The 12,117-nt window shown below is 46.7% G+C and carries 12 protein-coding genes; 9 read left to right on the top strand and 3 right to left on the bottom strand.

Annotation, left to right across the window (positions count from 1 at the left end; all coding sequences use genetic code 11):
• The first annotated feature begins 128 nt into the window (after nucleotides 1–128).
• The 4 genes from gloA (at nucleotide 129) to AZI87_RS02040 (ending at nucleotide 2,540) form a co-directional block, all read left to right on the top strand.
• Nucleotides 129–605, top strand: a complete 477-nt coding sequence (gloA, locus tag AZI87_RS02055) for a lactoylglutathione lyase (RefSeq protein ID WP_063204773.1) — start codon at nucleotides 129–131, stop codon at nucleotides 603–605.
• A 10-nt stretch (nucleotides 606–615) separates the two neighbouring features.
• On the top strand, nucleotides 616–1,362 hold the full coding sequence (gene mtgA / locus AZI87_RS02050) for a monofunctional biosynthetic peptidoglycan transglycosylase (protein WP_063204772.1): 747 nt from the start codon (nucleotides 616–618) through the stop codon (nucleotides 1,360–1,362).
• 91 nt (nucleotides 1,363–1,453) lie between these two features.
• On the top strand, nucleotides 1,454–1,867 hold the full coding sequence (locus AZI87_RS02045) for a hypothetical protein (protein ID WP_063204771.1): 414 nt from the start codon (nucleotides 1,454–1,456) through the stop codon (nucleotides 1,865–1,867).
• Nucleotides 1,851–2,540 (top strand): AlkZ-related protein, encoded by a 690-nt coding sequence (locus AZI87_RS02040; protein WP_063204770.1) that lies wholly within the window; start codon nucleotides 1,851–1,853, stop codon nucleotides 2,538–2,540. Before AZI87_RS02045 ends, AZI87_RS02040 begins: the two co-directional genes overlap by 17 nt.
• Here AZI87_RS02040 and AZI87_RS02035 read toward each other — a convergent pair.
• On the bottom strand, nucleotides 2,473–3,693 hold the full coding sequence (locus AZI87_RS02035) for an MFS transporter (protein ID WP_081112108.1): 1,221 nt from the start codon (nucleotides 3,691–3,693) through the stop codon (nucleotides 2,473–2,475). The genes AZI87_RS02040 and AZI87_RS02035 overlap by 68 nt on opposite strands.
• 150 nt (nucleotides 3,694–3,843) lie before the next feature.
• On the opposite strand from AZI87_RS02035, the gene AZI87_RS02030 reads away from it, so the two are divergent.
• The 5 genes from AZI87_RS02030 to AZI87_RS02010 all read left to right on the top strand — a co-directional run bounded on the left by AZI87_RS02030 (nucleotide 3,844) and on the right by AZI87_RS02010 (nucleotide 9,599).
• The gene (locus AZI87_RS02030; RefSeq protein WP_063204768.1) at nucleotides 3,844–4,977 is read left to right on the top strand and encodes a CapA family protein; all 1,134 of its coding nucleotides are present in this window, start codon (nucleotides 3,844–3,846) and stop codon (nucleotides 4,975–4,977) included.
• Nucleotides 4,978–5,025: 48 nt separating this feature from the next.
• Entirely contained in the window at nucleotides 5,026–5,517 is a 492-nt protein-coding gene (locus AZI87_RS02025; protein WP_063206532.1) for an aminoacyl-tRNA deacylase, read from the top strand.
• Nucleotides 5,514–6,326 (top strand): TIGR02285 family protein, encoded by an 813-nt coding sequence (locus tag AZI87_RS02020; RefSeq protein WP_063204767.1) that lies wholly within the window; start codon nucleotides 5,514–5,516, stop codon nucleotides 6,324–6,326. Before AZI87_RS02025 ends, AZI87_RS02020 begins: the two co-directional genes overlap by 4 nt.
• 75 nt (nucleotides 6,327–6,401) lie before the next feature.
• Entirely contained in the window at nucleotides 6,402–8,891 is a 2,490-nt protein-coding gene (locus tag AZI87_RS02015) for a response regulator (protein ID WP_063204766.1), read from the top strand.
• 21 nt (nucleotides 8,892–8,912) lie between these two features.
• Entirely contained in the window at nucleotides 8,913–9,599 is a 687-nt protein-coding gene (locus AZI87_RS02010; protein ID WP_063204765.1) for a response regulator, read from the top strand.
• Nucleotides 9,600–9,659: 60 nt separating this feature from the next.
• Here the strand turns inward: AZI87_RS02010 and AZI87_RS18250 are convergent, their stop codons facing one another.
• Nucleotides 9,660–11,036: a murein L,D-transpeptidase catalytic domain family protein gene (locus tag AZI87_RS18250; RefSeq protein WP_253696348.1), complete on the bottom strand. Its 1,377-nt coding sequence runs from the start codon at nucleotides 11,034–11,036 to the stop codon at nucleotides 9,660–9,662.
• 307 nt (nucleotides 11,037–11,343) lie between these two features.
• Nucleotides 11,344–12,096 carry a hypothetical protein gene (locus AZI87_RS18075; RefSeq protein ID WP_155722479.1) on the bottom strand — a complete coding sequence of 251 codons (753 nt, stop codon included), beginning with the start codon at nucleotides 12,094–12,096 and terminating at the stop codon, nucleotides 11,344–11,346.
• Between the last annotated feature and the right edge of the window lie 21 nt (nucleotides 12,097–12,117).

Raw genomic sequence — 12,117 nt, 5'->3', positions numbered from 1 at the left:
TTAGGGGTATAGCAAGGGCTAGGCCAAATGAATCTGGTGGCATTTTGGGTGGGGTTTCTAGCCTTCCTCGCAAATGCGGTCTTTATGGTGTTACCAATTTATGTTAGTTTGAACGCAAGAGGAAAATTATGTCAGAGACAAAAGGTTACGTATTTAATCATACGATGATGCGCATTAAAGATCCCAAAGCGTCGTTGGAATTTTACACAAACGTTTTGGGAATGAAGTTGGTTCGTAAGTTGGATTATGCTGAATGGAAGTTTTCCCTTTTCTTTCTAGCGTATGTTCCTGAAGGGGAGGCCGTGCCTTCCGAAAATGAAGCCAATGCCAAATACACCTTCGGCAGACAAGCCGTTCTAGAGTTAACTCACAATTGGGGTACTGAAGAGCAAGAAAAGACGCCTTACCACAACGGAAACACGGAACCTCGTGGTTTTGGTCATATCTGCATCTCTGTTCCCAATATTCAAGAAGCCTGCGCCCGTTTTGAGCGCATGGGAGTGCCTTTTCAGAAAAAACTGGGTGAAGGCGGCATGAAAAATATCGCCTTTATCAAAGATCCAGATGACTATTGGGTTGAGATCGTGCAACCAGGTCTTCTCTAGAACGTTATTCATGAAAAAATACTGGCCCCGAATTCGAAATTGGATCACGAAGCTTGTGCTGCTCTTTTTTGTAAGCAGCTTGGGTGCCGTTTTGTTTTATCGATTCGTGCCGGTCTTTATCACGCCCCTGATGGTGATTCGCTCGGTGGAGTCCCTGTGGGGTGAAAAGTTTGTGGGGATCTCGAAAGACTGGGTGTCCCTAGAAGAAATCTCGCCTTCTGTGCAAAGAGCTGTTTTAAAAGCCGAAGACTATCGCTTCTTTGAGCATAACGGCTTTGACTACGACGCCATTCAAAAAGCCCTGAAATACAACAAAACCCATAAGCGTAAAAAGGGTGCGTCGACCATCAGTCAGCAAACAGCAAAGAATGTGTTCCTATGGCCACAAAGAGATTGGATTCGCAAAGGCTTTGAAGCTTACTTCACAGTTCTTATTGAGTTCGTTTGGCCGAAAGAGCGCATCTTGGAAGTTTATCTAAATGTGATCGAGTTAGGTCCTGGCGTTTATGGTGTGGAAGCGGCTTCACAAAAGTTCTTTAAAAAAACTGCTAAAAGACTTTCTCCGGCAGAGGCTTCTCTCATTGCAGCCGTGTTACCTAATCCCCGTCGTTTCCGCATTGATCGACCGTCGATTTATGTGATGGCTCGGCAAAGACGTATCTTGAATCGTGTGGCTCCAGAAATTCCGAAAGCGGCCGATGCTTCTTTGTTAGATTTCCTCGATCTTAAATTCGAATCCGAAGACGAAATCAACTAGCTCTTAGCATTTAGCAAATCCGTGATGAACTACACATTGACCTAAGTGCATTCTCTTTCAAAATGGGGAGGTGCAAATCTTAGGAGGCTTCATGAGACTTTCGTCTTTCTTCGCGGTCTTGCTTTTATCCGTCTGTTTTAGTGCCTGCAGTGGCTCCAAAGATGAGAACGACAAAGAGGGAACTTTGGCACCGGTGGGCGATTCTAAGCCCGTGGCGGCCGAGGATCTGCAGTTTTTCATCGTCAGCCGTGAAGTCTTCGCAGCCAGCTGTTACGAATGTCACAATCGGGCGCAGGGAATGATCCGCGGAGGCATCGGAACTGATGTGTATGAAGAAGTCCTCGAAAACGCGCAACGTATTTATCAAAAGACCATTGTTGAACGTGCTATGCCGATGAACGCAAGCCTCACCCCCCGACAATATAGTTTGTTAAAAGCATGGTTAGAGGCTGGTGCTCCGATGAAGACCGAGTTAGACTATTCTAACTATGACGTCGAAGACTAAAAAAAGAAAGATGGTGGAAGCCATCGAGCGCCGCGGGTGTCTTTTAGTTTATCCTTTGCAAAATCAAAAGGAGCCTTCCAGTCTGTGGTCGGAGCTTTATCCGCGCAGTGAAATGGTGTGGGGCTGGGACTCCGATGCCGATGATCGTGTAGGAGAAATGTGGATTTTGCGCGAAGAACTGTCTCGCAGCGAAGAAGTCGTCTATGCGAAGTGGTTTCGCAATCGGGCTACGTTCTTCTCTAAAAAAGTATTCATAAATTTATTGGCTTACCTGGGAACATCGAAAGGTTTTATTCATTTGCCGAAGGCCTCGCAAGAGGCTTTGGATAGCTTCCTGATGGATTCGCCCCAGTCGACAAAAATCATCAAGGAAAATTTGGGCTGGCAGGGGAAGATGATGGAAAGCCATTACAATCGCGCGATGAAGCCGTTGTGGAATTATCTTTTCATTGTCGGATTTGGCGAAGTCGACGACTCGAGTTTTCCTTCGCTCAACATGGCAGCGACACAGACTTTGTTTGAAGACCTGTGGTTGCAGTCTCAAGAGATCAGTGAAGAAAAGGCCGAGGCCTTCTTATTAAAAACCCTCGGCGAAGAAAATTTATTTATGAAGTATGCGAGGCGTGTCCGTGGTAGCGCCAAAACTTTGGAAGACAAAACGCCGTCACGATAACCGCCACAGCGCAGATCGCTCCGCCCACGCTGATACTAAAAGGCACAGAGACTTTCGCAGCCATCCAGCCCGCACGCGCATTGCCAATCAGGGGGCCTGACATATACGAGATCATTTCTATCCCGGAAAGACGTCCCCGCAACTCATTCGGAACGGTTTCATTCCAGATAATACCGCGGAAAAGTCCGCTCATCATGTCGGCGGCGCCGGCTAAGCCAAGGAATAAAAGCGCCACCCAAAGATGTTGGGCATAGCCCACTCCGATAATAAATACGGCCCACAGTGTGGCGGCGATCACGACGGCTCGACCGTGTCGAGAGACCTTGGATGTCCAGCCGCTAAAAACGGTCATGACCAAAGAACCAACCGCCATGGCAGAGAACAAGAACCCCGCAGCGGAAGCTCCTCCCCATTGTTCCGACATAGAAGGGAATAGCGCCACTGGAAAGGCAAAGGCCATGGCGACGATATCAATCAGATAAGTTCCGATGAGCTCCGGCTTGGAGACCGCATACTTAAGACCCTCTTTGGCGTCAGTCCATGGAGAATTATCCCTTTTCTCTGGATTCGGAATCTTGGACATCAGGTAAAGGGCAATAAAGGCCGCCACAAAGCTGATAAAATCAAATAGGTAGGCTCCCTTGATTCCAAAGCTCGCAATCAAAATTCCACCTAAAGCGGGGCCCACGATGGCGCCTGCAGAATAGCGGAAACTGCCTAACGCCCCGACGGCGGCATAGTCTTTTTTATCAACGATTTTCTGAGTCAGAGCATCCATGGCGGGACGGTGAAAGCCCAGGATGCTTTGGAAAAGCGCGACCAGGATAAAGATCAATGGCACCGAGGGTTTGTCGCTCCAAGCGTTTAACGTCAAACCTAAAATCATCAAGCTCATGAAAAATTCAGAAACTAGAAGCAGCTTCCTGCGATCCAAACGATCAGCGTAGGTGCCGCCCAGGATCCCAAAGATTAAAACGGGGCCCAACTGCACCAGGCCCAAAAGGCCGACCAGCCAGTTGTCTTTCGTCAATTCGTAAACCTGATAGGGGATGGCGACATAGCTCACCATGCTTCCTAAAAATGAAATCATTTGGCCGAAGAAAAGAAGTCGGAAATCGCGGTACTGTCTCAAGGGAGAAATATTTATAAACATCTCTGCAATTTAGATTTGGCCGCAGGGATTGTCAGTAAAATTCCTTGTCAAAAAGGAGGTGAAAAGGGCATGAAAAGCCTCCCTCATGTATTTTCACGTCGGCGCACGGTGATGATTCCTCGGCCATGAAAGCGGAATAAGAATAGAACTATGAAAAAATATATTATCACTTCCTTATTATTCGCGTTTACAGCCCATGCGGGACCGGATTTGACTTATTCAACCTCTTGCGATGCTCGCAATCAGATCGCCACTCTTTCTTTTGTCGGTGATATTCTTATTCACGACATGCTTTACAAATCAGTGATGGCGGGAAGTAAAGACTTCTCTCAGATCTGGAACCGCACGAACGGACTGATGCAAAAGGCTGATTTTTCTGTGGGGAACTTAGAAGGCCCCGCAGCTTTGGGTATCGATAAAATGGGAAGAGACCACGGCGACGTGGGGTTTACTTACGACTTGAATATTTACTCTGGCACGAACATGGTCTTTAACTTCCATCCGCGCATTTTGTCGGACTTGCAAAAGTCAGGATATGATCTTTTGACGGTCGCCAATAACCACTCCTTGGATCGCCACGCGATCGGTGTGGATCGTACCATTCAAGCGGCTCGAAATATTGGACTTCCAGTTGTGGGAACTCGCATCGCCGAAGAACGCAATGCCGACTTTCATCGTATCGCTACCATTCGCAACATGCGCGTGGCTTTTTTAGGTTGCACGGAAATGACGAATGGGCGCACGGATCACAAAGACCAAGTTCTTTCCTGCTATAACACCGAAAGAATTCTTAGCATTATCAAGAATCTTTCGTCGCGTTCCGATGTTGATGCGGTGATCGTGCTTCCGCACTGGGGCGTGGAATACAGTCATACTCCCGATAGCAAGCAGAAAAGTTTCGCTCGCAAATTCTTAGAGGCGGGGGCTACCGCCGTCATAGGCTCTCATCCCCATGTTTTACAGCCTTGGGAAAAATACGTAACGACCGACGGGCGTGAGGCTTTGATTGTATACTCGTTAGGAAATTTCGTGGCTTTCCAAAAAGACGTGCAAAGAAAAACCGGCACTGTGGCCTATGTCGGTCTTTCTAAAGAGGGAAACCAAAAAGCGAAGATCTTCGGTGTAGGTTATACACCGACATACCGTGATGGCTATGAAGTTTATCCGGTAGGCAGCGGTTCCTTCAAGAATGCCCTTCATCACGCGGCTCAAATGTTTGGAACACGTGCTCGTGTCGAGCCGACGAATGCTTTAGTCCCCGCGCTTTGTGCGAATAGTAAGTAAAAAGCTTTCATTGCTTCTGTTGCAAGGCAGGTGCTAGTGTCATAGATGATGACTGATAAAGAAAAGTTCCCTATGACTCTGGCGATACGTGAACTCCTGGCTCATAACGTGAGCTACATGGGTCATCTTTTTCCGTATCAGGAAAAAGGCGGGACGAAGCATTCCTCGCAGCAATTGGGAGTTGACGAACACATCGTCATTAAAACTCTGATCATGGAAGCTGACGACAAGTCTCCGCTCGTTGTACTTATGCACGGTGATTTGCAAGTTTCGACCAAACAGTTGGCGCGTGAATTGGGTGTGAAAACGATTTCTCCGTGCAAACCGGAAGTGGCCGATCGACATTCGGGTTATCAGGTCGGAGGGACATCCCCCTTTGGTACTAAACGAAAAATGCCCGTGTTTATGGAAAAAAGCATCGCTGATTTAGACGTGATCTATATCAATGGCGGCAAACGAGGTTTTTTAGTTTCCATGTCGCCGAAGGAAGTTCTTCGCCTTTTAAATCCTCAACTGGTCACGGTGGGAGTTCGCGAATGAGAGTCTGCACCTTCTTGTTGATTATCTTAAGTTTCTATTCAGCCTGGGCCCAGGCGCCAGCAAAAGCTCCGCAGACGATATATTGGCTCTTTTTTGATCTGCCGCCGGCTGTTGATTTTCGCGCCAGTCCTCCAGGATACATGGTCGAGATCCATCAACTGCTCACGGCTCGAATGCCTGAATACAAACATCAAGTCGTCGAAGTGCCTTTCTTACGCATTTTGCAGCAGTTGAAAAAAAAGATGAAAGTGTGCTCGTTGATGGTTTTAAAAAATCCGGAGCGCGCGAAATTCATTGAGTTCGGAACCCCGCTTCTGCAAGGATATCCAGCGGGCGTGATTACGCGAAAAGATGACCCTAAGATTTCAAAGTATGTGGTGAAGCCGGGCTTGATCGATTTCGATCGGATTCTCAAGGATGAAAGTCTGACTCTCGGTTTGGTTGCTGAAAGATTTTATGGCAAGAAAATCAACTCCAGCCTAGCAAAAAAAAATGAAGTCAAATTGGTGGAGAAGAAAAGTTTGAATGTCGATCATGAGCTCAAAGCTTTATTAGGATTGGGCCGTATTGACGTTTATCTAGGTTATCCCTTCGAAGCCGACAACGATAAATTCACCTTCTATTTTGTGAAAGAGGGTCTGGAAGTGTTGGATCCACGTGTGGGCTGCGAAAAATCTGAGTTCGGTAAAGAGGTCGTCGCTAAAACTGAGTCTTTGCGCAAGGAGTTTAAACTCGATGCAGAGTTCATTAAGGTTTATAACCGGTATTATTCGCCGGATGCGCAGAAGAAATATAAAAGCCTTCAATAAGTGAGTCTTCTGTCTTTGGTCTAGAATGGCCGCAGAACATTTCATTTCAAGACGTAAATAGCCGAAAAGATGCTTATGAATTCAGCATCGTTTTTTAAAACTTTTGTGGCGAAATGGGGAGTAGAGCTAGCCTTAGTTCTTTTCTGTGCGCTCGGAGTTTACCTTTATCAACATCCCCATTTCCTGACGAAAGTGGCGACGAAGGAAACTCCGCAAGAGGTGGTCGTTACTTTGCATAAGATCGGCGAAATTATTGAACGTGCTGAAGCGTCCGAGAAACTTTTTATCCATCACCGCAAAGCTCAAGACTTAGCTGATTACAATCAGCAAGTCTTATTGCTGAATTATCAGATGGGTTTGTTAACAAAACTTGTAACGGGTGATGCCGCCCTTCAAAAGAAAGCCGTGCAGTTGAACCGAGTTTTGCACACTCATTTTGAATCTGTAAATAAAGTTTTAACGGAGCGACAGCAAGGGCGGACGATACGTTTGCCAGCCAGCGCTTCGGTTTTAACGGAAGTGACGAAAATCTTTCCTCTGAATTCGGCTTCGGCCCCTTTTTGGCAGCGTATTGAATTCTTAGGAGTGGTCGTTGGTCTTTTAATGGCTCTCTTGGTTTTCAGTCGTGTCTGGCAAAAACAGGAAGCGCGTAAGCAAAAAACTTTGGCGGCTTCCTTACAAACCCGCTCTATTCTTTTAGACACGATTTTAAATAGTATGAGCGAAGCTTTGGTTGTCACCGACAGTAAAGGCTCCTTCACTCATTACAATGCGGCAGCACAAAGAATCATCGGCACGCATGTTAAAGACGTAGCGACAGAAGTCAGTGTGGAAGAAATCGGTTTTTTCAATGTGGTTAGTGGTGAAATCTACACTCAAAAGAATCTTCCGTTTTATCGCGCATTACGTGGGGAACAAGTCGATGATTTAGAAATATTTGTGCAGAATGAAACTCACCCACAGGGCACTTACATATCGCTCAGCAGTCGGTCCTTGAATGATATCGACGGAGGCATCGCCGGAGCGCTTGTTGTTTTCCGTGACGTCAGTCGTCGGAAAATGATTGAACAAGAATGGGCTCGAGCCCGAGAAGCCGCTTTAGAAGCGTCTTTAAAGAAATCAGACTTTTTAGCAGCCATGAGCCATGAGATCCGTACACCCATGAATGGTGTCATTGGGATGACGACACTCTTAGCGGATACGCCTCTGAATGAAGAGCAAAAAGAATACGTCGGGACGGTTAAAAGATCGGCGGAATCTTTACTGATGTTGATCAACGATATCTTGGATTATTCAAAAATTGAGGCGGGCAAAGTCAGTTTAGATCCTCAGGCTTTCGATTTAAAATTCTTGGCACGAGATATCACTGAGATGTTTAAGGCCACGGTCGCTGAAAAGAACGTGGGCTTAAAGATGCATATCTCTGACAAAATGCCCAAATACTTCGTCGGGGATGCAGGACGACTTCGTCAGATTTTAATGAATCTTATTGGAAATGCAGTGAAGTTCACTGACAAAGGCTTTGTCAGTTTGGATATCAGCGCAGTTCCGCAGGGAAATTCTTATGCTTTGAAGTTTGAGGTCAAAGACACCGGCCCTGGCTTAAAGGAAGAAGAACGGCGCTCCTTGTTTCAAAAATATTTTCAAACTAAGAATGGCGCCAAAGCGGGCGGCACCGGCTTAGGTCTTTCCATCTGTAAGCAACTTGTGGATCTCATGCAGGGTGAAATAGGCGTCGAGAGTGTCGTGGGTCTGGGATCGAATTTCTGGTTCACGGTGACTTTGCCGATAGCAAATGAACAGGACATTCCTAGATTCAGTGATACGAAGTTTGCAAAAATCTTTAAAGGCACTGTCTTAGTTGTAGAAGATCAAGTAGTGAACCAACGTGTAGCACAGAACTATCTGCGCAAACTGGGGCTGGATGTGGATCTAGCAAGCAATGGTCTGGTGGCTTTTGAAAAATGCCAGCATCAGAAATATGATTTGATCTTTATGGATTGCCAGATGCCGGTATTAAACGGTTTTGAGGCAACGAAACGCATTCGTCAGCTGAAAGGTGAAAAAGCTCAGACGCCGGTCATTGCACTAACAGCTGATGCAGGTGGTGCGGATAAAAGTATTTACACCGAATCCGGCATGAACGGCTTTTTAGCCAAACCGATTGAACTTCAGCACCTGCTAGAGGTTTTGCAACGATGGCTTCCGGCTCAAGAAATCACTTTGGATTTAAAAGCTCTCGCTCAATTAGAAAGTTACGTCGTAAAAGATCAAAACCTCGTGGCGGTCTTGATTGAGGATCTGGAGTTTTCAGCTCCCGGATTGATTTCTTCGATGAAAAAATCTTTCCAAGAATTTGACGTGACCGGTTTAAGCGAAGCGGCTCATGCCTTAAAGTCAGCGGCGGCCACTTTAGGAGCACAAAGATTGGCAGAGCTTTGCGCGACGGTGGAACAATTGACCGAAGTGCCGTCGGCCGCAGACTTCATCACACAGATTGAAGAACAGTTCACAACGTCTTTAAATGAACTCAAAACATATTTAGCAGAAAAGAAAGCCGCCTAATCAGGGCAGGAAGGAGAAGCGATGGCAAAAATATTAATTGTAGATGACCAAAGAAGTGTTTTGTTAACACTGGAAGCGCTTCTCGGCAAAGATGGACACCTTGTTACTGCTTGCACAAATGCCGTAGAAGCTTTGCATTCGTTGGCGCAAAGCGCCTTTGACCTCGTAATTACCGATGCCGTGATGCCTGGAAGCGGTGACGGCTATGCGCTCACTCGCACGATCCGTAAGCAACCTCTTTTGGCGAAAATACCCGTGATACTTTTGACGGGCAAACGAGAAAAATCGGATATTGAAAAGGGGATAGAATCCGGTGTGAATGACTATATTGTGAAGCCGATCGACCCCGAGTTGCTTTTAGCGAAGATTCGCAATCTGTTGGTTAAGAAACCTGAAGACACGGTTCAATTTTCCTCTGCCAGTGTGCGCTTTAAGGCGGAATGGGAGACGAAAACAGAGATCACCGCTTTGTCTGAATTAGGAGTGACTATTTCTTCTTCAACAGCGGTGCCCGTAGGTAAAATTCTGCGTATGAACTCACCTTTATTTGAAGAAATTGGTATTCCCAAAATTCCTCTGCGTATTGATTCTTGTGAGGAATTGACTGGTACTGAGCCCTTGTTCAAGATTCACGCTCATTTCGTCGGGATCACGGAAAAAGAACTCTCTCCGATTCGTCTGTGGATTCGTTCAAAGCGCAGCTACTAAAAAAGCCAAGGCCCCAGAATGGGGCCCCAGCGGTGGTTTCAAGATTTTCGCAAAGACGGATTATTTACAAAGCGGAAGAGCTCTGACCATCGAAGTGATCTGGCTGATTTTTTGATACTTGCTATTGGTTTTAATCACGGCCCAATAAGCACCAGTTCCTAATTTAATGACACCTTTGCGTGCCACTTGTTTTGCCATGATGCCGACACCGCAGTGAAGGTTGATGTACGGATCAAGAATCGTCTTCTTAGGGCTCGTCGCACTTAAGTTTTTATCCTTGTTCCAATCAAACTTACAGAAATTCCAACCCGTGATGTCTTGATAAGAAAGCTGCAATAGACCCTCGGAATACACGGGTTTTTTCGTGATAGGATCAGTACCCATCGTTGTTTCGTGCATTCTAGACAGAGGATTGTAATTGCTTTCGAATTTTGTCATTGCTGAGAAAAGCTGCGCCCACACGTTGGCACGATCATGATTGCTTAAAGAGGCGTAACGTGGACAGAAGTCTTTCATGTCACTTGCGCCGTTAAGCAATGAACTCCAGTCGTTTAAAAGAAGTTTCATGAGGTATTGTGACCATTGCTTTCTTTCGGGATTGCTTGAAGTCTCCCAAGAAAGGGCATGCATGGTATAAGTGCCGTCAGAAGGAACCGACGGGACAGAAGGAGCTTCGGTGCCGCCTGTGTCGACCACGGCGTAAACCATACTGCCACCTTTTAGATACTTAATAACGGCATCACGATTTTCCATCGCGACTGCCGGGCATCCCCAGCTACGACCTTGAATCACATTGGATTCTTGGACGTAGTTCGCACCATGAATGACGATAGCGCGTGAACGGGCATTGGAGTTCGTCGAAGAAAGTCCATCAAGGCGCAACGAAAGACCATTGCTGCCGTTATAAGACTCTGCCGCTTTATAAACACCCAAAGAGCTGGCATTGGAACCAGAGACGTTGCTGAACTTCTCAGCCATACCGTCGTGGTTGGAATCCGAACCCTTTCCATGGGCTACGTGCATCGCCCATACGCTTCCGGTTTTCATATCAATGATATAGAAACGTTTTTCTTTAGAGCTTTGTCCGAAGTTGATAATGGAAAGATAATTTTGATTCGAGAATCGCGATTTGTTTTGGTGGAAGTAAATAAGCGCGTCTTCCAAAGATTTATAAGGGACTATGTGGGAGGGATCGACGTGGTCATAGTTTTTGAGAATGGCTTCTCTTTGTGAGTCGGTCACACTTCCTGGTGTTTCGGTGATGGGTTTTTCCACCGTTCCCGAAGGTGCTTCGGCTGCTCCTTCTGATGTCGGGTCATCCGGGAGAGCGACTTCTCCTCCGCCACCGTTGCTACAGGCAACCATCGTGAGAAGAGATGTAGTTAAAAGCGCAGTGCTGAAACGTGAGAATAATGTTTTCTTTTTGCTAATTGGCATTATTCCTCCATGAATTTGTGCGTTAACAAACACTAACGGAGGACTTACCCGGACTGTGTATAAAACATTACGAATACTTCAAAATCAGGACAAGGGTTTTGAAGAACAGGACCTCATTCTGTAATAAACCAGACGATGGATGTGTGAAATAAGAGAATGTCTTGAAAGCCGCTCGGGGAGCGGTTCTTGTGGCTAGTTCCAAAATGTAACTGCAAAGAAAAAGAATGTTGAATAGATGTCGTTTTCAAATTTCGGGAGATGTGGCAGGAAGACCTGTTTCGTTTATAGGTCTTCCCGCGCGAAAGATTTAGTAAGTGTTTGATGAGCGGTGACTGCGGTTGACTTCATCATAGTCATCCATGTCATCATCCTCATCTTCCCAACGGCTGCTACCGCTGCGTCCGTATCTTGTATCTTCGTCGTCGTCGCTGAAGTTTCGGCTCATGCGGTCGTCGTCAAAATCACGACTGCTGTAGTTCGTGCCTTGACCGCGACTTGAGCTTGAACCTCCACGACCATAACGTGAAGAGCGGTCATCGTCGAAGTCTTCAGAGTAGCGACGTTGACTCATGCCACGCTCTTGATCGCTGTAACGACCTGAACCGCCTCTTGAAGAACCGCGTTCTTCACTCCAACGTTCGCTGCTGCCATAACCACGAGATGGTTCTCTTTCCGAACCATAACCGCCGCTATAGTTGCGTGATCCTTCATAACGACCGTAGTCTTCTCTGCCGTAGTCGTCTGATCCGCGACCACCACCGCGAGATTCGTACATGTCGTCTCTGCCTCCGTAATCTTGATAGCGGCGAGAACCTTGGCCACCATAGTCTTCATAGGAGCCACGTCCGCCACCACGAGATTCGTAGATATCTTCGTAACCGCGACCCGACGAGCTTCCTGACGCGCGACGAGTGGATTCACCGCCAGAGCGAGAGCTTGATCCGCCTGAGCGAGATGATGATGTGCTCGAGCGTGAGCCCGAACCAGATGACGAAGAACGAGTTCTGCCAGTAGAGCTACGGCCTGATGAGCTCCTTGAGCTGGTTGATCTAGTAGCCATGTCTTCCTCCTTGTTATGGCT

The organism is Bdellovibrio bacteriovorus (genome assembly GCF_001592745.1).
GTDB classification, from domain to species: Bacteria; Bdellovibrionota; Bdellovibrionia; order Bdellovibrionales; family Bdellovibrionaceae; genus Bdellovibrio; species Bdellovibrio bacteriovorus_B.
The sequence above is the reverse complement of the archived record's forward strand: the minus strand, read 5'-3'. Positions and strand labels throughout refer to the sequence as shown.